This is a genomic window from Mangrovibacter plantisponsor, from assembly GCF_003182475.1.
GTDB classification, from domain to species: domain Bacteria; phylum Pseudomonadota; class Gammaproteobacteria; order Enterobacterales; family Enterobacteriaceae; genus Mangrovibacter; species Mangrovibacter plantisponsor.
Map to the genome: position 1 here is coordinate 335,634 of NZ_QGTS01000005.1, position 26,576 is coordinate 362,209.

Genomic DNA, 26,576 nt, shown 5'->3' on the forward strand with positions numbered 1-26,576 from the left:
TTAGCGCCGTTGAGCCGGCAATGACGCGGCTTTGTTAACGTCGTACCACCAGGAATCCAGCCCGACAGAGTAAACAGGCTGAATTTCCGGGTGAGAAAATTTATCCCACCAGGCTAACTGGCGTGTGGGCATATACCACATGGGAATCATGTAATAATTCCATGTCAGCACCCGGTCCAGTGCACGGCCAAGGGTTACCAGCGCGGCTTTATCCCCCTGGTGAGCAACAATATCTGCCGTCAGCTTATCTACCACCGGGTTTGCCACACCCGGGCGGTTCCAGGTTGAGTCGATATATTGTGATGCCCACAAAATCTGTAAGTCAGAAGAGGGCCACGGCATGGCCTGGTAGCGGGAAGGCAGCATATCAAAATCCCGTTTGCGCAGGCGATTAGTGAGTTGTGAGTTATCAACCTGGCGGATGGACATCGCTATGCCAAGGCGGCGCAGGTTATGCTGGAATGGCAAAACCCACTGGTCATTGCCACCATTGCCCAGTAGTAACTCAAACTGGAATGGCTTGCCTGTTTTGGTATTCACCAGTTGCTGGTTGCGAATCTCCCAGCCTGCGTCTTTCAGTAGCGCCATTGCTTTGAGCAAATTAGCGCGGTCGAAGCCATCGCCTTTAGATTGTGCCGGGTGCCAGATATGGGTGAATATATCTGGCGGTAGTTGTGCCTTCATCGGTGCCAGCAAAGTTAACTCACTGGCATCGGGGTAGTTGCGTGCCGCGTACTCGGTATTTTCAAAATAGCTGTCTGGCCGCTGGTAAGCACCGTAAAACAAGGCTTTATTAAACCAGTTGAAATCAAAGGCCAGGCCAATGGCTTCACGCACCCGTCGGTCGGTAAACATTGGCCTTTGTATATTAAATGCCAGCCATTGCGTATCTACAGCTCCCTGGTTTGGCCAGGACTCTTTGCGGATGTAATGTTTGTCGAAGTTGGTGCCGGTATAGCGCGTCGCCCAGTTTTTGGGGCTACTTTCACTGCGAAAATCATAGGCACCGGCTTTGAAGGCTTCAAAGGCGACATTGTCGTCCAGGTAATAATCATAACGCAGGGTGTCAAAGTTAAACCGCCCGCGGTTAACCGGTAAATTGGCAGCCCAGTAGTTTTTTACCCGCGAATACACAATGTACTGGCCCATTTTCCATGCGGTGATTTTATAAGGCCCGCCAGAGAGCGGTGGCACAGACAAAGGGTCGCTCAGCTTGTGATCTTTCCAGAATGATTCCGGCATAACGGGCAGAGTCAGTAGCCCTAACAGCATGTCTTTTGATGGGGCTGCCAGTTCAATGCGCACTGTGAGTGGCGAAATGGCCTTAACTTTTACGCCCTTATAATAAATGCGGAACTGAGGAACCCCTTCAGTCATAAACTTGTGGAAAGTGAAGGCGACATCGCTGGCGCGCACCGGGGAACCATCCTGAAACCGGGCTTCCGGGTTAATGGCAATTTCCGCCCAGGCGAAGTTATCCGGGTAACGGGCTTTTTCAGCAATCAGTGGGTAATAACTCCCGGGTTCGTCGTCAGAGGTGGTAAACAGGCTGTCATACAGGGCATCGGTGCGGATACCCGGGTTACCACGCAAAGCAAAACGGTTGAAGTTATCAAACGTACCAATCGTTGCCAGCGTCATGCTTCCCCCTTTGGGGGCCGCAGGGTTTGCATAATCAAAATGCGTGAAATCTACTGCGTATTTAGGTTCCCCTAATACGGCAAAAGAATAACTCTCTTCAATTTGGGGGGCGGCATAGCTCAGGTTGGCAATCACCAGTAAACAAGCAGCCAGACAACGCAGCAACATCGTCAGTGAGATCCTTATCAGGCCACCGTCACACAGTAACGGGGCAGTATGACACGCAATAAAAAAACAGTAACCAGAACCCCGCCTGGGTATTTGCGGGCAGGGAGTGCTGACTGTATCACCCACCAGAGTTTGTGGGTAGTTTACAGTACCATTCATTCAACTGTTGCGCAGACATCGGGCGGCCTAAATAGTAGCCCTGCATATAGGTTACACCGCGCCTGGCAAGCCATGCCGCCTGGTCTGCGGTTTCAACACCTTCAGCAACCGTTTCCATTTTCAGTCGCTGGGCTAAGTTGAGGACGGCGTCCAGTACAGGTGATGTCACGGTTTCCTGACCAATAGCGCTGATAAATCCTTTATCAATTTTCAGGTAATCAAAGGGAAAACGTTGCAGGTAGATAAGCGCGGAATGCCCGGTACCAAAATCATCAACAGCAATGTCAAAACCCTGCTCGTGCAGCCAGTTAAAACTTTCCAGAACATCATCGCCTTCCAGCATGGCGCGCTCTGTCATTTCTAACAATAACCTGAAGTAGTTGCCGGGAAGCTGGTTCACAAACTGGGTGATATCACTCTGAAAAGACGCGGCTTTAAGATGTGACGGCGCAAGGTTTATCCCCAGTTTGGATCCTGCAGGCAGGCATTGTTGTAATACCGGAAGATCTTTGACTATCAGGCTGAATAAATGGCGGGTCAGTGGAACGATAAGCCCCTGAGCCTCTGCATACTGAATGAAAACATCCGGGGGAATAGGGCCTGCGGCCGGGTGGTGCCAGCGCATCAGGGCTTCCACGCCTTTAATATCCTGATGTTGTGTATCCATTACTGGCTGGTACACAACAGAAAACTGGTGGCGCTTAATACCGGCCAGGATCTCGCGGCCCGAACTCATACGCACTGTTAAATAATAGAAGCACAATAGTGCGCTTACAATACCAGCGGCTAAGCCAACCAGCAGGGAAAACTGGATCAACTGAGGTTGCCAGCGGGGAGCAAAGATCAACAGTTTTATTGGGAAATCTGGCAAAGATCGCTCCAGGCGGGGCTTACCTAACTGCGCCACCGGGGTGACCTGGCCGGTGTAAATACCAATGGCTTCCTGACGCACTGCAAGGGCTATCCCGGAGACGCCTTCTTTCTGCGCACTGAACAACAAATAAGGGGGAATATTCAGGTTAATGGTCGTAATAATGCCATCGCCTGCGTGGTGCGGGTCTGCCAGCCAAAATGCCAGTGCAGGCTTGCCGGGCATTAGCGGGGTTTCCGCTAAAATCGCCAGATCCCGGCGTTTGCTGATATTGATATCAGGCACCAGTTTTGCCAGTGGATAGGACATTTTGCCAGTAGCAGAGGAGCATTCTGCTGTGCTGTTCTTTACCAACAGTGCGGCACGCACATGGAGTTTAAATGCGGCAGAGCTGGTTAGTTCTGGAATCACCCGCTCGCAGGGCTGTTGCGCCAGCGGCAGTAATTTATATGACGAATCCTGTAAATCAACAGCATAACTGTACATATACTGGCTGAAATTATCTGCCAGTGTTTCGAGCCGCTTCATGCGTTGAAGATGCGTTATTGCCAGCACCAGAGCACTGATACAAAGTGCTACCACAAGTCCCAGAAGTAAGCTGGTGGCCAGGTTTTTTCCTTGTTCCGGGAAAAAATGCAGTTTATTGGAGGGAGACACCACAGTCACAAAGCCCCATTGTTAACAGCAGGTGCAGTTATTTTTATTGTTCTAAGAATAAAACAGACTGGGGAGAATGGGGAGTAACTAAATGAAAAAACGCCGCTTTGGGCGGCGTTTTTAATAGTCTCAGCTTAGCATTATCAAGGGATTAAAAATGTTTAGCTGCGGCTCAGTACACGTCTCGCATCGTTATACCGCCTTTTCCAGTAAGGCTCGTCCAGATTGGAGATCATTACACCACTGGAAGTGGAGGCGTGAACAAACTGATTATTACCAATATAGATACCGACATGACGGCCCGTAGAACCTGCCCTGAACAGCACTAAATCACCGGTTCGCAGTGCAGTTTTCGCAACATGCTTACCCATGGTTTCTTGTTCGTAAGTTGAACGAGGCAGTTCAAGTCCGAATTGTTCCCGGAAAGTACGTTGAACAAATGCAGAGCAATCAATACCACGTTTGGTGTCACCACCAAGACGGTAACGAACCCCTTTCCAGTCTGCGTATTGATCCATCAGACGGGATTTGATGTCGAGGTTTTGCACCATCTTTTCAAATTCGTCCTGAGAAGCTTGCAGTAAATAACTGTCATTATCGCCAACTGCATGCGTCTCAGTACGCATATTTTTTGCGCTATTCGTTGCGCTACATGCTGAAAGCAAAACCGCCACAGCAACGGCGGGTAACACCCGCGAGATATATCTCAAGATCGGTTGAGACTTGACCATATTGTTTATTATCCCTTGATGTCCTTAGCGACAGAGCCGCTAGAAAAATGCCAAACGGTACGAGACTAATTAGCAATCTGCACAACAACAACGCTTTCTGGATAAAAATGTGGCAAAACGCACAATTTTATTCGTGTTAAGCGTTTGCCTGACACGTTGCACAGAATATTCCCGAGAGTACCCGATCAAAAAAAACATAGCGAGTCATTTTGCAGATAATTTTATAAGAAATTGTGATGTTTTGTCGTGCTGAACGGATATGGTGAAATAATGACCAGACAAGAAGGAAAAAACAGCAATATCATGAATCAAAAGAAAAAAAAAGCTCAGGAGAAATTTGCAGAACAGCCAGTTTGAATTAAGTCACGCTATCAGAAATAGCAATATAACTAATAGCGCAACTTTTTGGGCGTTTTTCAATCAATTGTTAGCCGGGTGTTTATTTTTACCGGGCAGGCGCAAATTAAACCAGTTAACCAGTTTGTCGCTCAGCGGCGTTAATAAACACCAGGGCAGGCCAACCAGTACCACAGTTAATGAGCCCACAAAAACATCTGTAAACCAGTGCGCGCCAATCATCATTCGTGGCAGCGAGAACACGGCGAAGATAACCAGGGAAATAGCGAACGCGCGTACGCTGAAATAACGCAACATAAAGCCACAGAAAATAAGCAGCATCATACCGTGGTCACCAGGGAAGCTGTCTTTTGAGGCATCTTTGGTTGGAAAGGGCAGTAATTCACTGACCCGGACGGTATCCGTAAAGAACAGCGAAGGGCTACGGCGTTCCAGATGGAGTATATTTTGTCCTAACTGGTTAAGCACAACCGCAGTCAGCAGCATAACCAGGCCAATAATTACAATGCGGCGGCGCCCACAGGCGGATTCAGCACGCCAGTAATGCAGCATTACCAGCCCCATGCACAGCAATGAGCAGGCATCAAATGCGCGATTATTGGTAATGGCAACCAGCCACAGGAATGTGTGGTTTTCAACAATCAACCGGTTGAAAAAGTGATATAACCCACTGTCGATGGGGAACCAGAACCCGTGTGAAGGTGGCAGGTACCAGGAGAAAAACAGCGCGAAACCCAGCAGGTTCATCACCAGGATGGGTAATAAATAAGTACGTTTCATAAGTATTCAGGTAACAATTTCTTTTAACAATAACCTTTCAGACTACGCCTGCGCGGTTAAACGTAACCTCAACAAACTTGTTTGCAAGGCATTCCAGTCAGTTTCCTGTGCCGTAATTAGCTCAACCCGGCTGTCCGGTGGGGCAACTGGCTGGGTTTCAATATGCAAATCCAGCCCCTGGCGGTTAATGCGCACCAGGCCTTCAGGAATGCGAAAAATCCCTTTTACCCGGTCCACCGGGGCAAGGCGGGCCCACTCCAGAATTCCGGTGGTATCAAAAACGGTATCGGCATCGAAAATCCACCCGCAGGCCGTATACCCCTGGCCCTGGTTAAGCACCCGGCGCCAGCGTTGATGCTCAGGCAAAGATAACGCGGCCAGCCCGCTTGCGGGGGCTGAATGGTGGTGGTGTGCTGCGCTGGCCGGGGGCAGTGTATCGCGGGTACGCGGGGTATCCAGCAGGGTTGGGTCTATCGCGCCCTGTGAGCAGTGCACCAGTAAACGGCCATTACCCTGCTCAGCCCACCATGTATCCAGAGCCGCTTGCGACAGGGCATCAGACCGGTCCTGCTTATTGGCGATAACAATATCGGCAGCTGCCAACTGGTCACGAAAGTTTTCGTTCACGCGCACTTTGTCATCTGCCAGCTGGCGCGGGTCCAGCAGGCAAAAACTGGCCTGAAGGGTAATCCAGGGCTCATACACCGGGGCTGTCAGCATCTCAAGAATTTGCCGGGGGTGGCCCAGGCCGGTTGGCTCAATCAGCAGTCTGTCTGGCTTGTACTGGCGTAATAATGTGTTCAGCCCCACCTGCATGGGCAGGCCATTCACACAACACATACACCCACCGGGGATCTCTTTTAAGAGTGCGCCACGGTCAGACAACAGCGCGCCATCAATACCAATTTCACCAAATTCATTCACCAGCACCGCCCATTTTTCATTTTCTGGTTTGTTTGCCAGCAAATGAAGAATGGTGGTGGTTTTACCGCTGCCAAGGAAACCGGTAATCAGATTGGTTTTTGTCACAACTCCTCCCTGCCCGGGCAACAGACATAACCAGAAGCAGGCTCTGGTTATGTCATTGACCAGAAAAATTGACCAGCAAACATACTGTCTGTAGCTGGGGGAATGCGTGTTGCAGGCTGGCAACACGTTTTTCCTGTTCCCACCCAGGAATAAAGAAAAACGTGCTGATCATGACGAAAAAAACGAGTGAAGAGAAGATCTGTTTGTGCGGTTAATCGCCCGCCACAAGTGCGGCAACCGCACCGTGCGCACCTTTACTTACCAGTAACTGCCAGGCATGTTCAATATGGCGAGTAAATTCAGCGTTATTTGCTAAATCTTCGCCAAAGATAGCAGTCAGTGACAGCAGGGCGGCTACCCGGTTTTCCGTTGTACTTTGTTGCACTTTTTGCTGAATGATATCGGCCAGAGGATCTTTTATTTCAACAGGCTGCCCGGCGTCATCGACACCACTGACGAAGCGCATCCAGCCAGCCACTCCCAAAGCAAGGCAAGGCCAGTCACTGCCCTGGTCAAGGTGCCAGCGAATACTGTCCAGCATACGTTGTGGCAATTTCTGGCTGCCATCCATAGCAATTTGCCAGGTTCGGTGTGCCAGGGCCGGGTTGCTGAACCGGGTAATTAACTGGTTGGCATAGTCGGCCAAATCAACCCCGGTAATGCGCAGTGTGGGGGCCTGTTCTTCCAGCATCAGTTTTAATGCAGCTGCGCGGAACGCCGCATCTTCCATACACACATTCACATAGTGGTATCCGGCAACATAGCCAAGCCAGGCCAGAAAAGAGTGGCTGCCATTGAGCATGCGCAATTTCATTTCTTCCCATGGCAGAACATCACTTACCATTTGCACACCAGCGCTTTCCCATTGCGGGCGGCCAGCCACGAAATTATCTTCAACCACCCACTGGATAAAGGGCTCACAGCTTATCGCGCAGGGGTCTGCCACACCCAACAGGTCGGCAATTTCTTTCAGGCTTTCCTCTGTGGCAGCGGGCACGATACGGTCAACCATAGTGGAAGGAAAGGTAACGTGCTGTTCAATCCAGCTTGCCAGCGCGCTGTCACGCTGTTTTGCCATACCCAGAACCGCATGTTTAACGATATGCCCATTTTCAGGGATGTTATCGCACGACAGTACGGTAAATGGCGAGAGGCCACGTTCACGGCGGCGGTACAGTGCTTCAACCAGTAACCCGGGGGCCGAGTGGGGTTCATGGGGGTGGGCTAAGTCGTGAACAATCCGGCTGTTCCCGGTATCCAGTTTTCCTGTTGCCGGGTCGATACAGTAGCCTTTTTCGGTAATTGTCAGTGAGGCAATGGCAACCTGAGGTTCGCAAAACTTCTCAATAATAGCTTCGATGCCATCCAGTTTTGCGTTCAGGCATTCATGGACTGCACCGATAACAATAGGCTGATTCCCGTCTGGCCCTTTTTCCAGCACAGTGAACAGGTGGTCCTGCTCACGTAATGCCTGCATCATAATGTCGCCACTGAACAGGCTGATTTCCGCAATCCCCCAGTCTCCACCACTTTGGTTAAGCACCCGGTCAGTCAGTAACGCCTGGTGCGCGCGGTGAAAGGCCCCAAAACCTAAATGCACAATGCGTGATGCCAGAGCTGCGCGGTCATACTGAGGAAGCTGAACAAAAGCGGGAAGGGAAACGGATGCGACAGTTGCCATAACAGAATCCTGTTTAACGATTAATTAACATCTCTAGTCTAAAGTTATATGACAACAAATTAAATTGGCATACCGCAAAATTCAGGGGGATTGTGAACTGGATCAATTCTTGGCAGGGCGCGTAATTGACTCTGCCTGTCAAACATGTATGGTAGTAGTCAAAATAAATTGGTATAACAGCTTAAACAGAGGTATCTGTCATGGAACAAACCTGGCGTTGGTATGGACCGAATGATCCTGTATCGCTGGATGATGTGCGTCAGGCAGGCGCAACAGGCGTTGTCACGGCACTGCATCACATTCCAAATGGCCAGGTCTGGCCGGTGGAAGAGATTAAGGCGCGCCAGGCGTTACTGGCGGAAAAAGGCCTGACATGGTCTGTTGTGGAAAGTATTCCGGTGCACGAAGACATTAAAACCCACACCGGCCAGTATGATACCTGGATTGCGAATTATCAGCAGAGTATTCGCAACCTGGGGGAATGTGGGATCGATACGGTGTGCTATAACTTCATGCCGATACTGGACTGGACCCGTACCGACCTGGCGTACACCCTGCCAGATGGCTCGAAAGCACTGCGTTTTGACCAAATCGCTTTCGCGGCTTTTGAATTGTGCATCCTTAAACGCCCGGGAGCAGCAGCCGATTACACGGCGGAAGAGCAAAGCCAGGCTCAGGATTATTTCGCAGCGATGTCGCAAGACGATATCGACCTGCTGACCCGCAATATTATTGCCGGTTTGCCTGGTGCGGAAGAAGGCTACACTCTGGACCAGTTCCGTGCCCGTCTGGCGGAATACGATGGCATCGATAAAGCAAGTTTGCGCGAACATATGGCGTATTTCCTGAAAGCGATTGTGCCGGTAGCAGAAGCCAGTGGCGTGCGCCTTGCTGTGCACCCGGATGACCCGCCGCGCCCAATCCTTGGCCTGCCGCGTATAGTGTCAACTATCGAAGATATGCAGTGGATGAAAGAAACCGTAGACAGCATTAACAACGGTTTCACCATGTGCACCGGTTCTTATGGTGTCCGTGCAGATAACGATTTGGTGACGATGGTTGAAACCTTTGCCGACCGCATTCACTTTACTCACCTGCGTGCTACCTGCCGTGAAGACAACCCGAAAACCTTCCACGAAGGGGCTCACTTGCAGGGCGATGTCGATATGGTTGGTGTGGTGCATGCCATTCTGAAAGAAGAGCAACGCCGTGTGGCTGCGGGTGATAAGCGGGCTATTCCAATGCGCCCGGATCACGGCCACCAGATGCTGGATGACCTGCGTAAGAAAACTAACCCGGGTTACTCTGCTATTGGCCGCTTAAAAGGCCTGGCTGAGGTGCGCGGTGTTGAGCTGGCACTGAAAAAAACCTTATTCCCTGATTTGCTCTGATAAACTCAGGCGGGTTGCGTTTCAAACTCGCCGTGCTGTTTTTGGGTGACAATGCGCGCCGGGCCTTTTTGGTCTGGCGCGTTTTTTTGTGCTGCGCTGAACGAAAATATAAAAAAGCACTACCCTGCGGCAGTGCTTTTCTTTTTCTGCTCGGGAGCCATAAGCTACCTGAGCAGGCAGAACCGGCAAATAACGCGTCGCGTTAGTCTGCCCGGCCCATATAACGGCGTTCAGCAATATGGATACGGATTTTATCGCCGTTACCCAAATACTCAGGCACCTGAATGGTCAGGCCGGTAACCATCGTTGCTGGCTTAGTGCGTGCACTGGCGGACGCGCCTTTGATCCCAGGCGTAGTTTCAACAATTTCCATATCGACAGTTTGCGGCAGTTCAAGCGCCAGTACCTGGCCATCCCATGTCAGAACCTGAATTCCCGGGATCCCGCCTTCCGGAATAAACAGCAGTTCATCTTCAATTTGTTCTTTATTGAAGATGTACGGCGTGTAGTCTTCGTCGTCCATAAACACATATTCGTTGCCATCAATATAGGAAAAGTTAACGGCACGGCGGCTAAGTGTAATGGTGTCCAGCAGATCATCGCCTTTGAAACGCTCTTCAACTTTCAGGCCAGTACGGACATCGGAAAAACGCATTTTATACAGTGTTGCAGCACCGCGCGCACTGGGTGCCTGAATATCAATATCTTTCACTAACAGCAGCTTGCCGTTGTAATTCACAGCCATACCGCGTTTGATTTCATTCGCTCTTGCCATGGGGCTATCCTGTCTGGTCGTCCTGGCGGGCCAGGGTTGATTAAAATATCGCGACACGTTACTCGCGCCCTGGGTTTCAGGCAAGTGGAATTCGCCATATATACGCAGTAATGGTAGCAGGAGGGATTTCTCTTATTGCCAGCGGCTGGTAGAGTAGCGGGCCGATATGAAAAGAGAATGACTATGCATTGCCGCCCAGACTGTGGTGCCTGTTGTACCGCGCCCTCAATTAGCAGCCCCATTCCTGGCATGCCTGATGGCAAACCGGCAAACGTGAGGTGTATTCAGTTATCTGAGGATAACCGGTGTAACATCTTTGGCTCCGATTTACGCCCGGCAGTTTGCGCGAGCCTGCAACCGTCCTTCGAGATGTGCTCCACCAACCGCGAAGCCGCAATGACCTGGCTGATAAACCTTGAGCAGGCAACCGCTCCCTGATCCCGGAACGGCCGAAGCGCTGAAAATGCTAATGGCGCTTATCAAACCGCCAGACTAAGGCCAGAGCCACAAGCAGCAGTAACAAAGGCAGAGAAAGGGTGGTGAACTGAACGTTGAGTGACAGCAATAACCCTAAATTGACGGCAATTTGGTAGGCAATGTAGGTCAGCAGGCCAACGACTACGCCCAAAGCCAGGCGGCTTCCTAACCCGGGTTCACGTGCATTACCAAAAGTGAAGGGCACGGCCAGCAGGATCATTGCCAGAATTAATATTGGGCGGCCCAGCTTTTGCCACAGCGCAATTCTGAACTCCATGCTCGGTTGCCCACTGCCCTGCAAATACTTAATGTACCGGTTTAGCTGAACAATGGAGAAACTGTCACTGGGCATGGTCAGTTCCGCGAGGCTCATGCCGGTAAAGACAGAATGCCATTGCAGTGAGTCTGCCGTCTGTACACTCTCTTTATCGCCATCCCAGTTTTTTTGGTAAACCTGGTGCAGTGTCCATGTGTGTTTGTCGTCAATCGTCGCGGTTTTGGCATAAATATAGGATTGCAAAGACAGGTCCGGCTGGTAATAGAAAATCTCAATGCCCTGCGGGTTATTGTGTTCATCCAGGGATTTTACTGTCACAAACTCATTGCCCTTTCTGGCCCACAGTTCGTTACCGGCATTGTCGGTTTTGCCCGAGTGCGCCAGTGCTGCATCTTTTAGCCTTAGTGCGTACTGTTGCAACGGGGATGCCACCCATTCATCAAGTACCGCAAATGTAACCGTCAGCATCAGCCCTGCGCACAGAATAACACTGGCGATTTTCATAATTGACACGCCCGCCACACGTATCGCGGTTAACTCCAGGCTTTTCGACAGTTGCCCAAGGCCGATTATCCCGCCAAAAAGGGCGACAAAAGGCCCCAGGTCGATAAGCGTGCGCGGCAGTGTCATCAATGTAACCCACAACGCCTGAGTCCACAGGTAGCCACCAGGAGTAACATCTTCCAGCTCGTTAATCAGGTTGAATGTGGTAAACAACGGAATTAACAACCCGGCGGCGGCGGCGAAGCCGATAAAGACATTGCGGATTAAAAAGCGGCTGAAAATGTTCATCGGGATTTTTTCTTCAGCAAAGAGAATTCAGAAGCAAGCAGCGCCAGCAGCCCGAATAACATAATTAACGGCACCGACCACATGCCGGGAACGCCTGGAATCGAACCATTCGCAATCAACGTGCGGCAAATATTGCTGCCATAGAAAATCGCAGCAAATAAAATAGTCAGCGGTAGCAGGGTGGCAAAACGCCCCTGGCGAGGGCGGGTTCTGCTTAATGGTATTGCCAGTAACACCATTAGCAGTGTGCTTAACCCACGGCTTTCGCGCCATTGCAGTTCTGCATAATCTGCGGGGTCAGATGAGCGTGCCAGTTGCGCCACAGAAGCCGCTTTTCGTCTTACATCCAGGCTTTGAACCACCGGTTTCAGGTCTACTCGCAGGTTGCGGTACACCATTTTCCGGTCATCCTGCCCGTTTCTTTCCAGAACATAACCAGTACCATTGTGGAGCATAACTGTGGGGCTTTTTGGCGATGGGTCAATGACATCCACAGACCCGGCTTTATAAATACTGGTTTTGTTCGGTGAAGAAGTATAAATCAGTGCATCAGCCAGGTGACTGTGTGCTGCGTCTATCTTCGTTGCCAGCACCATTCTGCCATCACTGTTGGTATTAAACTTATTGGCCTGTAAATGGCTGACATCCAGCTCAGACTGGGATTGCTGCTCAAGCTGGTAAATTTGCCCATAGGCCCAGGGGCGGCCATATAAAGAAATAAAGGTGACCACGATCCCCAGCGGAATAGCCAGAACCAGAATCGCCCGGTAGATTCGCACCGGGCTGGAGCCTGAGGCCAGAATAGCGGTGATTTCTGAATCGGTGTACATCTGGCCCAGCGCCACTGATACCGCGACATACAACCCAACAGGTAGCAGCATTTCCAGAGCTATCAGTACCTTATAACAGACAACATTGAAAACAACTTCCAGCGCCAGCGTGCCATTCGCCGCGTCTGTCAGGTAACGTTGTGCAGAAAAGCAGGCAAACATGAAGACCAAAAAACACACAATGATAATGGTTAACCGGCGAACTTCAGCCAGGATATAACGCTCAATTAAAAACATCGCTTCTGTACATCCTTTATTAACCAATGTGTTTACCGGTCTTCAGCAATGGGTATGGCCCGGGCATCATGGATTTTCTGCCGCAATAAGCTGGTGTATCAGCGTTATCACATGCGTTACTTCATCTGGCGTCAGCGCGCCATCTTTTGCCCAGCGAACCCGGCCAAGGTTATCCAGCACCACGATGGTGGAACTCTCTTCTTTCAGTTGCCAGGCCTTACGGGCCAGACCGTCACTGTCGACAATAAACTGCGCCCATGGATAGTTCTTTTTGTTTTTTTCTATTTTGCCACGGACGAAAAAACCGGAACCCGGGATAGCATCATCAGTATTTACGATAGTGGTGGGCTGGAAACGGTCTTCAGGAAAATCTGCATCTTTTACAGCATTAATCAGCAGCGAGTTTTTCTTTTTGGCAGATTTTCGGCCAGCAATATACTGTATTACCCGCACTTTTCCGGCAAACTCTGCGGTGTTCCATTTCTTCCAGGTAAAATCACCATCTTTGAGGATTAGTTCACCTTTTTCGCTAATCATCACCGGGGTAACGGGTTTGCCAATAACAAAGTTGTGTGCAAAGGCGATTACCGGAAGCAAAAGAAGGAATGGCACTGCCAAAAATTTACCTAAAGTCATATCCGCCTCCTTGTTACTGGTAAGTTGATAACTGGCAATGGTTTGATAATAAATACTTTTTCCGGTTTTTTTACCCAAGGGCTGTAAAGAACATTCTGAAGTTATTACATCCCGCTGCCTGGCCCGGATTGTGTTCTCAGGTGCATGGTGGGCCGTAAAAGGGAATGTACGGCCAGTGGATCACAGCGGGTAGTGGGCCAGAAGCTGTTCCAGGCGCAGGCGCAAATCCGGTTCCAGCGCTGTTGCTTCGTCATACATCGAACCGCCTGACAGTTTATCTGCCACCATCACATCGTGCTGGTCGCCCATAATGCCGTTAATTGCAGCCAGGAACCTGGACATCTCATATGCCTGTTGGTTGCCGGGATTAATTGAACGCAGGGTGTCATAAAAAGAAACCTGCTGGCTGACAATCTTGCGCACATCGTGGAATTCTTCCCCGGTAAGCTGAGAATGATTGATAAGCGTACCCAGAGTCCGAATTTGTGACTGCCGGTAGGCAATAAACCCACTCTCGGTTTCCAGCTCAAAGTGGCTCATTGCATAGCTGACCAGGGACCAGATGGGCTTACTGAGCAGGATGCGCAAAATAGCGCCGTAATATTTCAGGTTTTTTTGGTTACCGTTGCGAAATGCATCCTGAAAATGGCCCAACACTACTGTAGTGGTGTTAAACAACCCAAAAGACTGGTGTTTCTTGCTGTACAACCGCTGAGCAAAACGCAAATGCTTATAGCGTGCGCGGATATATTTGTAACGCATCCGTACCGCCTGAGGTAAGTCAGGGTTTTTTATGAATTTCTCTACCAAACCCAGCAGCTCTTCACGAGTAAAACCATCACGCCAAAACTGCAGGCACAGAGCGTAGTTTTGGTAGATATTCTCGTGGGGGCATCGCAAATCGATCACATCTGGCAGGCTGGTGTGTTCATCAACGTTGTCATCCTCTTCTACTGCTGTGAATAACAACTCGATGGTGTCTTCGGGGAATTTTTCCCACGTATTATTCGTCATTGATTACTCTCTCTGGGGACATTGAACCCCAGTAAATAACGATTACGGTAAGCACTTAATGTTGGAACAAGTGATAACAACACATCCAGACATTGCCCACCAAAATAAGCAAAAGCGGCACCCTGCACACCAAACAGATGCGACATGGCAACCAGCAGAACAATATATGAACCCGAAGCAATAGTTTGTGCGACCAGAAACGCCCGTTGTTTCCCTGCCATAAATAACAGCGATTCTTGGGGGAAACCGACCATTGAAACAATGATGGCGCCCAGCATTATTTGGATTAAATCATATGCTTCAAGGTATTTGTAACCGAAGACCAGCGAAATTAACGGTTTGCCAACCAGAATAACCAGCAGTGCTACCGCGATTCCAATGCCGCCAGCCAGTAATGCTGAACGCAGACCCAGTAACCATGGTTTGGTTGTTCTTGGGTCTAAGCGCATGATTTCAGGATAGAAACTTTTCTCCAGTAATTTTGCCGGGGTCCCCGTGGCATCAAAAAATGTCATAGCAATTTTGAACAAACCAGCAGGTGCCGGCCCTAAAACCAGTCCTACCAAAACGGTGCTGCATGAATTACGCGCGGCCCAAATAGTGTGCGCAAAATTGGTTGTCCACACGAAGTTCCAGGCGCCTTCTATATTGCGTGCAACTTTGAAAAGCCGTGGCTTTAATGCGTTATGGATATTTCTGGCGCGCAATTCTCTTGCAGCAAACCACCAAAATAATGTCCCGCCAAATAAATTAGCGGCATACCAGGTAATGACAAAACCAGTGAAGCCCAGGTTGTAATAATAGGAAATAACACTACCGGCGGCTTGTAAAAATGGTTTTGTTGCCTGCTGAACGGCAATCAGATCAAAGCGGTCAAAAACACGCAAAATCCCTGTAGGGGTTGCGGCTGTCATTGAAGGAATTAAGGTGCAGTATAAAATTGCCAGCCAAAAATTTTTCCCTTCAAGCCCAAGTGCATGGGAAAGGAAAGGCAATAAGGCCATGCCGCCGAGTACAGCAACAAGACCACTGGCGATATCCAGGCCAAATGAAAACGCAATAACGTCACGGAATCGTTGTGTGTCCTGCTTTTCCAGCGCAGGCGTACCAAACTGGACCACGAATTGCCAGGTCTGAAATTTAATAAAGTCACTGACTGCTTTTGCATAGGCCTGAATAACAACCAGCGCACCGAACAACTCTGGCGTCATGCCTTTACCCGCGCAGGAGAGGGCGAGTAAACCAAGTAATGCGCTGACTACACTTCCGGAGCCAAGATAAGCGGCGTTACGCAAAATGGCCCGAAATGCGCCATCAGAAAACCAATGCTTCATAATAAAAAACCAGCCATGCTCGGTAATTCCGGTTAGTAATCGCTAACAAACTATAAGCACGCCTTGCAGATTTTTCCGCTGGCGTGACAGACGTAATACCTTGATAAACGGGTATCTGGTCACAGCCTGTAACAGGTTTGGTTACATCGGTGGCTGGTAACAGCACTACCGGGTAAGATGCAGGGCATACAGACTTTTCGATAATACTCTGTTATACCCCGGGCAATTTTATTCATAGATGCTATTTGCCTGCACTCTGTTAATTGCGCTGCTAAATGGAAAAACAACCAGCTCAGGTGTTGCCTGGGCCTGGTGCCAGCGCTTGGCAAAATTTATGCATTAACTTCCCGGCGTTGGGATTTTTCTATAACCGGGTATATCGCATTGAGTGCATTTTCAAGCACTTCATCATAAGGAGCGCGCGCATCCAGCTCAACTATTCGGGAACCGTTGTAATTCAGTTTTACCATGTTGGCGATTTTATCTTTCAGTTCTTCGTAGCTGTGGTCTGGCTTGCGTGAAAAGGCAGTATCGGCATCAATATCAAGGCGGATAATTAATTCCGGGCGGAACAAAGCCATTTGTTGATACAGGCGGCGTTCGCGTTCTGCCAGGCGGGTTAATAACCAGCCTTTAGCACGCTCCGGCCCAATGCCCGGCCCGTCATAATAGAAACCGGATATTTCAGCCTGTGGGTAGCGGTCACTAATCACCAGCACTCCACTTTGTGCAAGCCGCTGTACTTTTCTGAGGTTAGAAGCGCGCCACAAAGAAAAACCATACATAATCAGTGCGGCCCACAGTGCCGGAGCTTTATTGCTCATGCGCTGTGTTTTGTCTGATTTTGCCGCCAGGCGACGCTCAAGCCAGGTGCCAATGACCGGCAGGCGTTTTATTTTATCGCCATCTTCCCCGGAAATAAGCCCCAAATAACGCCTTTCAGTAACAAATTGTTTTTTAAGATTTTTTACTAAATCATTAGTGAGCGTCGATTTCCCTGTTCCATCGCTACCGACTACGGCAACCAGCCCGGAGATACAGGTAATGGGTGATGTATTTTTGCTGTTTTCGTTATCTGTTTTCATGGGTTTCAACACAACATGTTGGCTAAAGGATTACCGCTTTGACGATGTGAGTGAAATCTGAATGGCCTGTAAGGATTCATCCAGTATTTTATTTGCCGGTTCGCGACCATTGAGATCCAGAATTTGGGCGCCATTAAATGTCAGGTTTGGAATGACGGCTATTTTTTCGCGCAGAGCGGAAAGCTTGTGGTCGGGTTTACGCGAGAAAGCTGTCTGTTCATCAATATCCAGGCGAATCAGCAGTAACGGTGGGTAAGATGCCATCCACTGGTACAATTTTTGTTCATTATTACGTAACCAGCACACCCACTGATTCCCCCCAACAGTTTTGGCTAACTGAGGGCCATCGAAACGAAAGCCTGCCACTTCTGCCTGCGGGTAACGGTCAGTGACCAGGAGTTTTCCCTGGCGGCTTTTTTTCAGCATGCGGCGAAATTTATATGCCCGCCAGCAGGAAAGCAGAAAAATAACCAGTGAAGTGGCATTTCCAGGTGGTGTGGAAGGTTTTTCGTGAACAGTATCTGATTTCTTAAGCAGATAACGCCCAAAGGAAGCACCAATAATCGGTAAACTACTTATCCACTCACCTATTCGCCCGGAAGACTGGCCCAGATAAAGCAACTCTGTGGGTTCTTGTTGTGAAAGATGGTTGACCAGGCTGGTAGCCAAAGTCGATTTTCCCGAGCCATCACAGCCAGTTATTGCTATTACGCGCACAGTGGAATGAGGAGCTGCAGGGATTATCTTGTGACTCACAATAATAGATCCAATAATAAAAGCGACATTATATTGGATTCTGTACAGAGTGAAAAGAGGATGTCAGGATAACCGCAACTAATGGATAGTAGTGGAAAGTTGATTAACATTTTATGCTATTTTTCTTATTCATTCGTGCTAATTACCATTTTTTTGTTGTATGACACACATTCTATTTATTAAATGTTGATGAAATAACAAGTCTCGGCGACTTTTTGCCTGAAAAATGGTACATTTCTCTGGTAACTAGAAAGAGTGAATTATTATGAATCAACCAAATTCTCCGCTCATTGCGATTATAGGCAGTGACGGTTCTGGGAAGTCTACGGTTAGCGAACACCTTATTGTCTATGTGAAAAAATATGGCCCGGCCGTGAAGGTTCACCTGGGAAAGCAGGCGGGTAATGTAGGGCGTGCCGTTTCACAGCTTCCATTTATCGGCAAGGCGTTTGGCAAGTCTATTGCCAGCAACACAAAGAAAATCAAATCAGCAAAATCAGAGGTGAATTTGTTGCCGGCACTGGTGATTTATTCCTTTGTTTTACGCAGGTTATGGCGTTTTCGGCGTATGCTGGCGTTCCGCCGCCAGGGGGTGATTATCCTTGCCGACCGTTATCCACAGGACCAGATCCCGGGAGCCTATGATGGCACATCATTTCCGGAGGAAACCAAAGGAAGCCGTTTTGTTAAATGGCTGGCGGGTAAAGAAAGTAACGCATTTCACTGGATGGCGAGTTATAAGCCTGATTTAGTGATAAAGCTTAATGTGGATTTGGATGTGGCCTGTGCCCGTAAACCAGATCACCGCAGAGAATCACTGGCGAAAAAAATTGCTATTACACCGCAACTTACTTTTTCCGGGGCAGATATCGTGGATATTGATGCCAATAAACCGATAGATGAAGTGATTGCTGCGGCTGAAGCTGCCATTGCACAATTTATGCAAAGCCACGGTTACTCGCACTCAGAGAATATTGAGCCGGTAGCCACCCGCTAATACTGCATTCATTTTCTTTGTATATGAAAATAACAGCTTCCGTGCCGATATATTTTCGGCATGGAGAGCTGGTGCTGTTCAGTGTCTTGCTCAGCGCAGTACGGAGTAGTGGAAAAATTAAATAAATGTGCAGGTGGTGGAACAAGGCATTAATACAGATTTTTATATTCAGCCTTACTTCACATTGATGAAATGTTGGCGAGTGTTTGGCTGCAACAAAATAAATGCTGCCCGGTTTTATCACCCCATGGCAGCATTTATTTTAACGTAATGAAAGTTATTTTTTCAGTTCAGCAAAGGCCTGAATAATTGTATCGATTTCTTCATCACTGTGAGCAGCATTAACACTACAACGCAACAGTGTAATACCTGCCGGAGCTGCCGGGGGCAGAACCAGGTTGACATAAACACCATGGGTAATCAGGTCACGCCAGAGTTGCAGGCCGGTTTCTTTTGAGCCGATCATAACCGGTACTACAGGGCTGATGCGCGGCCCCAACTCATAACCCAGTTTAGCCAGCCCGTTATACAGGCGGTGGGCATTGCTCCACAATTTTTCACGCAGTTCCGGGTGCTCTGCAATGCGTTTCAATGAAGCGCGAACCGAGGCGATGCTGGATGGCGAAGGCGATGCGGTAAAAATATAAGGGCGGCTGCTGTAGCGCAAAACGTCCATATCTTTATTACCAACGGCAAAACCACCAATGGAAGCCAGGCTTTTGCTGAACGTCCCCATGATGATATCCACGTCTTTTTCAACACCCAGTTCTTCAGCCAGGCCGCGGCCAGTTGCACCCATCACACCGAAAGAGTGCGCTTCGTCAACCAGCAGATAACCACCATAACGGCGTTTAATATCTGCGATTTCCGCCAGCGGTGCGACATCACCCAGCATGCTGTAAATGCCTTCAACAATAATCAATGCCTCTTTGGCTCTGTCACCCAGGCGAACCATGCGGCGTTCCAGGTCTTTGGCATCGTTGTGGCGAAAACGAATGATTTCGGCACCACCCAACGCACAGGCATCATAAATGCTGGCATGGCTGTCGGCATCGATTAATACAACAGAACCCGGGCCGGCAAGCGTACTGATAACACCCAGGTTGGCGGTATAACCGGTTGAAAACACGATAGCTGTAGGGCGGTCAAAAAATTCTGCCAGTTCATGTTCCAGGGTGAGATGCGGGCCATAGCTCCCGTTTGCCATCCGGGACCCGGTGGTACCCGTGCCTTGCGCAGCTAACGCAGCCTGGCCTTCGGCAATGGCTTGCTGGTCAAATGTCAGCCCAAGGTAATTATTAGTACCTGCCAGAACAATTTTTTGATTGCCAATACGGCCCTGAGTTGCCGAGTACACTTCATCGATACAGGTCCCGAACGGGTTCAGCCCTGAAGTCTGGAATTGCTCGCGGTCGTTAGCAAGGCGTGCAAACTTATCATAAAGTCCCATGAGCTTTCTCCAGATGAGGGATCAATGCATTCAGTAACTGTTCTGGTGTCCTGACGTCTAATAAGATGTTGATAGGAATAGAAATATCAAATTCATCTTCCAGTTTCATTAACAGATCCAGCACGCGAATGGATTCCAGACCAAGATCGTTGACCAGGTCGCTATCCGGTTTAACTTCAGGTCCGTTTTCCAGCGTTTCTCTTAAGCAGGAAAGGATGTACTCCATAACAGCTTCGCGATTCACCATAGAAATCTTGGCATACCTCTACTCGATAAAATTAAAATAACCCTTCACGCAGTGCGTATTCCAAACTGATCTCAGGAAACCAGTTAATATCGCCAGATAAGCGTTCATTGCTTGCTGACCAGTTTGGATGTGTTAGTTCGCGTAGTTTGCTGTGTGTCAGCATCGGCTCTTTCCGGGCAAGGCGGTTGGCGAAGATGCTGATATCTGCCAGGCGTTTCAGCAGGGGGAAAGGGATGGCAACCAGGCGCACACGGCCATGGCGCACCCGGGCTCCAATTTCTTGTAAGCTCTGCCAGGTGTAGCCCCCGGCAAACCCGTCACACAACTCATAACAATTCGACTGCGGTTTTTCCGCCAGTAACCACTGGCTCACAGCCTGCGCTAAATCACTAACATGAAGGAAAGACAGCGTTGAGTCTTCTCCCCCTAAGCGGGGAAGTAACCCACGTAATAACCAACTAAACAGTGGATTAAGTTCTTTATCACCCGGCCCGTAGACCGCAGTCGGGCGAAAAATGCCCAGCGACATATGTGCGGCGGCCATTGCGATTAAACGTTGCTCGGCAACGTATTTTGAATTCGCATACCAGGACAACTCAGGGTGACGGGCAGCAAGCGAGGATAAAAATAAAAAGCGCTTACATCTGCCTGTTTGCCGGGCCAACTGCATCAGACGCAGGCTGCCCGTCACATTGCAATGTGTAAACGTCTCTTCTTTATGCCCGCGAACCAGGCCCGCACAGTGAACAACGTAATCTGCACCATTGAGTAATTCCGCAAGTGAATCGCGGTTATCCAGGTCACCGTGCACCCAGCTTAAGTTGGCTGCTGGCGGTTTACCCGCGGTCCGGGTAAGGGCCCGCACGGTAAACCCTTGCGCCAGCAAATTTTGGGTGATGTGGCGACCAATAAAACCGGTCGCACCCGTCACCGCAACGGTGTGGCTCATTGAGCAAAACCCGCTAACTGCAGCGGTGCGCCAATAGCCTCTGTCAGATAGCGTTTCTTGGCTTCCGCACGGGCAGGCTTCCCGGAAGATGTTCTGGGAATACTGTGTGGCGGCAGCAGGACGATATCCACTGCGACACCGAATTCACTCTGAATGCGTGCTGTTAAAGAATGCACTATCTGTTCGCGGCGTTCTTCTGAGGTTACACGGCATTGCACCTGAAGAATAATTTTCGCGCCTTCATCATGCTCTTCATTAACGAAAGCAATAGAATCACCTGAACGGATCTCTGGTTCGGATTCTGCAACGTATTCAATATCCTGCGGCCAGATATTACGGCCACGAATGATAATCAGGTCTTTCTTACGCCCGGTGACATACAGGTAGCCATTAAGCAGGTAGCCCAAATCGCCAGTGTCCATCCAGCCGGTAGACTGAATCTCTTCTTGTGAAGCGGCATCACGGAAATAACCGTTCATCAGGCTTGGGCCGGAGATATAGATTTGCCCAACCTGGCGGTCTGGCAGCACCGCGCCCAGTTCATTGCGAATCTCAATATGGTGGCCGGGAAGTGCCTTGCCGCAATTGACAAAAGTGGATACCGCGCGGGTATTTTTCCCCGGTGCAACAGCTTTGCCTTCATATTCAAGGATATCACGGTCAACTTCGTTCACCTGTGAACCGCTATTTGCCTCAGAAAAGCTTACCGCAAGGGTGTTTTCAGCAAGGCCATAGCAAGGCATAAATGCGTTTTTATTAAAGTTAACCTGGCTGAAGTGTTCACCAAACTGGCTCAGCAGTTCGGCCGGGATGGGCTCGGCTCCCACACCGGCTACACGCCAGCTGGAGAGATCCAGTTCAGCCAGTTCTTTTTCACTGGCCCGGCGCAGCGATAAATCATAACCAAATGGCGGCGCAACAGAGACCGTACCGTGGTTTTTACTGATGAGTTTTAACCACTGTAGCGGGCGCATGGCGAAATCCTGGGTGCGCAAATAATCCACGGACAACTGGGTGGCGACCGGCGTCAGCATAAAACCAACCAGGCCCATATCGTGGTAGAAAGGCAGCCATGAGACACAGCGGTCACCGGCGCGTAATTTGATGCCATCGTGGCTGATAGCGTGCAGGTTAGACATCGCTGCACGGTGAGTAATAATCACCCCACGAGGAAAGCGCGTACTGCCCGAGGTATATTGCAGGTAGGCAATATCATCCGGGGCAGGGAGGTGCAGTTCCCTGTCTTGCGCCGGGAGCGCACGGAAATCGTCATCACTGAGAATATGCAGTTGCTGCGCATTGGCAGTGACTGAGCTAATCAGTGGAATCCACTCCTCACCGCTGATGATTGCGGCAGGGTTGCAGCTATGAATCAAACCCTGCAGTTTGGCAATGTATGAATCGCGCTGCCCTACGCCCATCGGAATAGCCAAAGGCACGGCGATTAAACCGGCATACTGGCAGGCGAAAAACGCCTCAACAAAGCCTGTGCTGGTTTCAGCAATCAGTGCGACACGGTCCCCTTTTTTCAGGTTGAGTGACAGCAGGCGGCGGGCCCCCAGCATTGCACGCTCTTTCAGAGTACGGTACTCCAGCACTGCCACAAGTTGGTTCCTGCGGTCGTAGAAGTTCATTCCGGTTTCTCCCTGAGCCGCGTAATCCAGCGCCTCGACGAGAGATGGAAAATCCGCATATCGCATTGGAAGAGAATGAATAGAGCTTGTTTCAGACATAGACAAATTGGCCATAGATTCAAAATCACCAATAACAGCAGCTGGTGAAGGAGTTGAAATTATTACTATGAAAACTTTTTGAAAATTTTTTATTCAACCATTTTCATTCCACAAATAGCATCTTCAGCCGTAAAATATCGCCATACCAGAATTAACTGAAGGTTGAATTTACAGCTGACTTGATTGAGTACGTATGTTGCGCACGTAATTTATAATCACCAGGCTCGAGTGATTGCGGCCCTGCAACCAGCGATAGAAGTTCATCGATGATGAAGCAGACATTTACCAGTCTGGAGAAAATGAAGGCTGATTCCGTGAGTCTGCCATCAGGCATATTGCCTTCGTACTTAACATACCGTAAACATTATGCCTCAAGTTTTATAAAAGTGAATGACTCATCTTATTTCTGAAGAATCCGAAAGCATTAACTGCTAAAAAAAGCAGTTTTTGGATAAATCTTGCCAAAATGGAAAAATATTTTTTCGCAATAAGTGCCATAAATTAAAATAATGGCATTATTTGTTTAGCGGGCAGGGCGGATTTTATGAAAACATGGTTCGGATTGCCTGGATATAGCAGATAATTACTGCCTGGGATTAATCGCACCCGATAATACCAGCGTGAATGGAAGTGGGTGAATCTGACATTAACAAGTTGTTTTTGTTAGTATTTTATCACTTCAGTAGTGAAGTGATTTTTGGTTAAGATATTGATTTATATCATAAATAATCTTATCTTCTGCAGTGGCATTTTCGCCAGGGTATTGCCTTTCTTTTGCTGCATAGCGCGTTCACGACCAAACTGCCGGTTTGTTATGGCTGCTGCTATTTGTTGACTGTAATGACTTCAGTTAATTGCCATAATTAGCTCACATACAGGCATTTTGAGAGTGATTTTTTGAGTAGATTCTGAAAGCTAAGGTTGTTTATGATTCAAGTTGAAAAGGTTCAGGACAAGCATGCTCTGAAAGCATTTATACAGTTTCCCTCCTCCCTCTTTAGCGATGATCCTCATTGGATCGATCCTTTAACTGTTGAGCGTGAAGAACATCTTTCAAAGAAAAATCCTGGCACAGACCATATAACGTGGCAGGCATGGATTGCTAAAAAAGGGGAAACCGTTGTAGGGCGCATTACAGCACAAACAGATACCCTGCACCGCGAGTTATATGGGCCCGATACCGGTCATTTCGGTATGATTGACGCTATCGATGACCCGGAAGTTTTTGATGCACTTTTTGCTGCTGCTGAAACATGGCTGAAGTCACAAGGCGCGCATAATATCACTGGCCCATTCAGCCTGAATATTAATCAGGAAAGTGGCTTACTGATTGACGGTTTTGATACCCCGCCATCGGCATTAATGCCTCACGGTAAACCTTATTATGCCAGCCACCTGGAGCGCCTTGGATATACTCAGGGCATTGACTTGCTGGCGTACTGGATGAAGCGCACTGATCTCTTCTTTTCTCCATCGTTAACCCGGTTAATGGACCAGGTGCGTAAGAAAGTTACTTTGCGCCCACTCAACCGTAAAAAATTTGCCGAAGAAATGCAGGTACTGCGCGAAATATTCAACTCTGGCTGGCAGAATAACTGGGGTTTTGTTCCCTTCACCGAGCGTGAATTTGACATCATGGGGGACCAGCTCAAATATCTGGTGCCGGATGACATGATTCATATTGCTGAAGTGGATTCAGTGCCTTGTGCCTTCATTGTGGGGTTACCCAATATCAATGAAGCGATTTCTGGTTTGCACGGGCGCTTATTACCCTTTGGTTGGGCAAAACTGTTATGGCGCCTGAAAGTCAGTGGTGTGCGCACTGCCCGTGTTCCATTAATGGGCGTTCGCCAGGAATACCAGTTTAGCCGCATTGGGCCCATTATTGCCCTGTTGCTTATTGAAGCGCTGCGTGACCCTTTTGCTAAGCGAAATATCGATTCATTAGAAATGTCCTGGATACTGGAGACCAATACGGGTATGCGCACGATTCTGGAGCGAATTGGTGCAGAGCCTTATAAACGTTACCGGTTATATGAGAAACAAATCCAGGCAGAATAACCAAAACAGACCAGTCTGGCAGGCTAATATAGTGCTGAACAAGAATGTTCAGCCTGTATTAGTGGGCCATCACGCCTTAGGTTGTTGTTATCCGGACCACTCCCGCAAACAGGATAGTGGCCGGGAGTAATCCCCAGAGGTAACTATATTTATACGCCTCTGTTTGCCGTGTTAGTTGAGTAAACACCCATGCCAATTCCCAAAAAAACCGGCCTCAGTCGCCTGACCAGCAGTATTAATAATTCGTGGGCCGGTATTGTTAATGCCGTTTTTACTGAGGATGCGTTCCGACAGCTTGTGGTTATTAATATTGTGTTACTTATAATTACACTCTGTCTTGATATTACAAAAACAGAACGATTGTTATTAATCATGTGCAGTTTCATTACGCTGGCTGTTGAATTAATAAACACCGCGATTGAAACGGTAGTGGACCGTATTTCTCTGGAAATTCATCCATTATCGAAACGAGCAAAAGATTTAGGTGGTGCGGCGCAGTTAGTTACCGTTGTAATGACGGCTATCGTCTGGCTGGTTGTTCTGTCTTAACCGGCGTGATTACCGCTTCACTCACCATGTTTGTGGTGGAAAACAAACCAGAACCTGCAAAGAAGCCGGGTAATAAACCGGCCTGGGCACCATCATTTTATGGAATAAATGGAGAGTTTTATGCCTGCGTCTTCATCATCGCATTATCCTTTCTGGCGCCGCATGTTGCTGAAAGCCGGTAAGCGCTTTCTACGCTGGAATGGGCGTTTTCAGTCACGCCACTCGCTGGTGCCCACCACACCGCAAATCCACAACAGTGAATTTGACTGGGTGGAAAAACTGGAAGCGGCCTGGCCTGACATCCGCTCCGAGCTGGAACAGTTGCTGAAGTCACCTGACGATATCCCGTCATTTCACCAAATATCACCCGACCAGAAGCGCATTTCTAAAGGCGATAACTGGAAGACATTTGGCCTGTATGTCTATGGCAAGCGCATTGACGACAATTGTGCGCTGTGCCCGCATACAGCCGAGGCTATCCGCGCCATTCCGCAAATGCGCACGGCAATGTTTTCAATTTTAAAACCGCACTACCACATTGTTCCTCATAAAGGCCCAACCCGGGCGGTAGTCCGTGTCCACCTGGGGCTGATTGTGCCAAAGGACAAAGATAATCTGTGGATCCGGGTAGATAACCAGAAACTTCATTGGGAAGAGGGGAAAGTCATCATCTTTGACGACTCATATGAGCATGAAGTGCGTAATGATACCGACGAGTTGCGGGCAGTGTTGTTCCTGGACGTAGACCGGCCCATGGATAAGACCGGTACACTGGTGAACAACCTGTTATTCAGGCTTATCGAAATGAGCCCGTATATTAAGCAACCCCTGAAAAATATTGCCAGCTGGAACCGCAGTAAAAAACACACTGGCGGTTAATCAATGTGCTACAGGCCGGTACTGTAAAGCGAA

24 protein-coding genes are annotated in these 26,576 nt (G+C 49.0%); 6 read left to right on the forward strand and 18 right to left on the reverse strand.

Annotated features, from left to right (window positions below; translation table 11 throughout):
* The 6 genes from DES37_RS10270 to DES37_RS10295 all read right to left on the reverse strand — a co-directional run bounded on the left by DES37_RS10270 (position 1) and on the right by DES37_RS10295 (position 8,074).
* Positions 1-1,809 carry an extracellular solute-binding protein gene (locus DES37_RS10270; protein ID WP_110025725.1) on the reverse strand — a complete coding sequence of 603 codons (1,809 nt, stop codon included), beginning with the start codon at positions 1,807-1,809 and terminating at the stop codon, positions 1-3.
* Positions 1,810-1,927: 118 nt separating this feature from the next.
* Positions 1,928-3,505: a cyclic di-GMP phosphodiesterase gene (locus DES37_RS10275; protein ID WP_235234524.1), complete on the reverse strand. Its 1,578-nt coding sequence runs from the start codon at positions 3,503-3,505 to the stop codon at positions 1,928-1,930.
* Positions 3,506-3,657: 152 nt separating this feature from the next.
* A complete protein-coding gene (gene mepS / locus DES37_RS10280; protein ID WP_036111536.1) occupies positions 3,658-4,227 on the reverse strand; it encodes a bifunctional murein DD-endopeptidase/murein LD-carboxypeptidase in 570 nt (189 codons plus the stop codon).
* Between the two features lie 420 nt (positions 4,228-4,647).
* Positions 4,648-5,364, reverse strand: coding sequence for a phosphatase PAP2 family protein (locus DES37_RS10285; RefSeq protein ID WP_110025726.1), 717 nt, complete (start codon positions 5,362-5,364; stop codon positions 4,648-4,650).
* Between the two features lie 42 nt (positions 5,365-5,406).
* Complete coding sequence (locus tag DES37_RS10290; protein ID WP_110025727.1) at positions 5,407-6,393, reverse strand: CobW family GTP-binding protein; 987 nt, start codon at positions 6,391-6,393, stop codon at positions 5,407-5,409.
* A gap of 211 nt (positions 6,394-6,604) precedes the next feature.
* Positions 6,605-8,074, reverse strand: a complete 1,470-nt coding sequence (locus DES37_RS10295) for a mannitol dehydrogenase family protein (RefSeq protein ID WP_110025728.1) — start codon at positions 8,072-8,074, stop codon at positions 6,605-6,607.
* Between the two features lie 200 nt (positions 8,075-8,274).
* Here DES37_RS10295 and uxuA point away from each other — a divergent pair, with 200 nt between their 5' ends.
* Positions 8,275-9,465, forward strand: coding sequence for a mannonate dehydratase (gene uxuA, locus DES37_RS10300; protein WP_110025729.1), 1,191 nt, complete (start codon positions 8,275-8,277; stop codon positions 9,463-9,465).
* Positions 9,466-9,667: 202 nt separating this feature from the next.
* Here the strand turns inward: uxuA and yeiP are convergent, their stop codons facing one another.
* Positions 9,668-10,240 carry an elongation factor P-like protein YeiP gene (yeiP, locus tag DES37_RS10310; protein WP_110025731.1) on the reverse strand — a complete coding sequence of 191 codons (573 nt, stop codon included), beginning with the start codon at positions 10,238-10,240 and terminating at the stop codon, positions 9,668-9,670.
* 183 nt (positions 10,241-10,423) lie between these two features.
* Here yeiP and DES37_RS10315 point away from each other — a divergent pair, with 183 nt between their 5' ends.
* Positions 10,424-10,678, forward strand: coding sequence for a YkgJ family cysteine cluster protein (locus tag DES37_RS10315; RefSeq protein ID WP_110025732.1), 255 nt, complete (start codon positions 10,424-10,426; stop codon positions 10,676-10,678).
* A gap of 28 nt (positions 10,679-10,706) precedes the next feature.
* Here DES37_RS10315 and lptG read toward each other — a convergent pair whose 3' ends face one another.
* The 7 genes from lptG to DES37_RS10350 all read right to left on the reverse strand — a co-directional run bounded on the left by lptG (position 10,707) and on the right by DES37_RS10350 (position 17,639).
* Positions 10,707-11,786 (reverse strand): LPS export ABC transporter permease LptG, encoded by a 1,080-nt coding sequence (gene lptG / locus DES37_RS10320; protein ID WP_110025733.1) that lies wholly within the window; start codon positions 11,784-11,786, stop codon positions 10,707-10,709.
* A complete protein-coding gene (gene lptF, locus DES37_RS10325; protein WP_110025734.1) occupies positions 11,783-12,853 on the reverse strand; it encodes an LPS export ABC transporter permease LptF in 1,071 nt (356 codons plus the stop codon). The genes lptG and lptF overlap by 4 nt, the downstream gene beginning before the upstream one ends.
* A 66-nt stretch (positions 12,854-12,919) precedes the next feature.
* Complete coding sequence (locus tag DES37_RS10330; protein ID WP_110025762.1) at positions 12,920-13,489, reverse strand: YtfJ family protein; 570 nt, start codon at positions 13,487-13,489, stop codon at positions 12,920-12,922.
* A 180-nt stretch (positions 13,490-13,669) separates the two neighbouring features.
* A complete protein-coding gene (locus tag DES37_RS10335) occupies positions 13,670-14,503 on the reverse strand; it encodes a hypothetical protein (protein ID WP_110025735.1) in 834 nt (277 codons plus the stop codon).
* The gene (locus tag DES37_RS10340; RefSeq protein ID WP_036111568.1) at positions 14,500-15,837 is read right to left on the reverse strand and encodes a lipopolysaccharide biosynthesis protein; all 1,338 of its coding nucleotides are present in this window, start codon (positions 15,835-15,837) and stop codon (positions 14,500-14,502) included. The genes DES37_RS10335 and DES37_RS10340 overlap by 4 nt, the downstream gene beginning before the upstream one ends.
* A 332-nt stretch (positions 15,838-16,169) precedes the next feature.
* Positions 16,170-16,922: a nucleoside/nucleotide kinase family protein gene (locus DES37_RS10345; protein WP_110025736.1), complete on the reverse strand. Its 753-nt coding sequence runs from the start codon at positions 16,920-16,922 to the stop codon at positions 16,170-16,172.
* A 30-nt stretch (positions 16,923-16,952) separates the two neighbouring features.
* Complete coding sequence (locus DES37_RS10350; protein ID WP_110025737.1) at positions 16,953-17,639, reverse strand: nucleoside/nucleotide kinase family protein; 687 nt, start codon at positions 17,637-17,639, stop codon at positions 16,953-16,955.
* A gap of 304 nt (positions 17,640-17,943) precedes the next feature.
* On the opposite strand from DES37_RS10350, the gene DES37_RS10355 reads away from it, so the two are divergent.
* Positions 17,944-18,675 (forward strand): dTMP kinase, encoded by a 732-nt coding sequence (locus DES37_RS10355; RefSeq protein WP_036111576.1) that lies wholly within the window; start codon positions 17,944-17,946, stop codon positions 18,673-18,675.
* A 277-nt stretch (positions 18,676-18,952) separates the two neighbouring features.
* Here DES37_RS10355 and spt read toward each other — a convergent pair whose 3' ends face one another.
* The 4 genes from spt to DES37_RS10375 are packed head-to-tail and all read right to left on the reverse strand — an operon-like array spanning position 18,953 to position 23,054.
* Positions 18,953-20,125, reverse strand: coding sequence for a serine palmitoyltransferase (spt, locus tag DES37_RS10360; protein WP_110025738.1), 1,173 nt, complete (start codon positions 20,123-20,125; stop codon positions 18,953-18,955).
* Positions 20,112-20,372 carry an acyl carrier protein gene (locus DES37_RS10365; RefSeq protein ID WP_110025739.1) on the reverse strand — a complete coding sequence of 87 codons (261 nt, stop codon included), beginning with the start codon at positions 20,370-20,372 and terminating at the stop codon, positions 20,112-20,114. Before DES37_RS10365 ends, spt begins: the two co-directional genes overlap by 14 nt.
* Positions 20,373-20,403: 31 nt before the next feature.
* A complete protein-coding gene (locus DES37_RS10370; protein WP_110025740.1) occupies positions 20,404-21,321 on the reverse strand; it encodes an NAD-dependent epimerase/dehydratase family protein in 918 nt (305 codons plus the stop codon).
* On the reverse strand, positions 21,318-23,054 hold the full coding sequence (locus DES37_RS10375) for a fatty acyl-AMP ligase (protein ID WP_211320551.1): 1,737 nt from the start codon (positions 23,052-23,054) through the stop codon (positions 21,318-21,320). The genes DES37_RS10370 and DES37_RS10375 overlap by 4 nt, the downstream gene beginning before the upstream one ends.
* A gap of 927 nt (positions 23,055-23,981) precedes the next feature.
* Between DES37_RS10375 and DES37_RS10380 the strand changes: the two genes are divergently transcribed.
* The 3 genes from DES37_RS10380 to DES37_RS10390 all read left to right on the forward strand — a co-directional run bounded on the left by DES37_RS10380 (position 23,982) and on the right by DES37_RS10390 (position 26,543).
* Positions 23,982-25,115, forward strand: a complete 1,134-nt coding sequence (locus tag DES37_RS10380; RefSeq protein WP_110025742.1) for an N-acetyltransferase — start codon at positions 23,982-23,984, stop codon at positions 25,113-25,115.
* A 189-nt stretch (positions 25,116-25,304) separates the two neighbouring features.
* A complete protein-coding gene (locus tag DES37_RS10385; protein WP_036111590.1) occupies positions 25,305-25,664 on the forward strand; it encodes a diacylglycerol kinase in 360 nt (119 codons plus the stop codon).
* A 120-nt stretch (positions 25,665-25,784) separates the two neighbouring features.
* Positions 25,785-26,543 carry an aspartyl/asparaginyl beta-hydroxylase domain-containing protein gene (locus tag DES37_RS10390; protein ID WP_110025743.1) on the forward strand — a complete coding sequence of 253 codons (759 nt, stop codon included), beginning with the start codon at positions 25,785-25,787 and terminating at the stop codon, positions 26,541-26,543.
* Positions 26,544-26,576 lie beyond the last annotated feature (33 nt).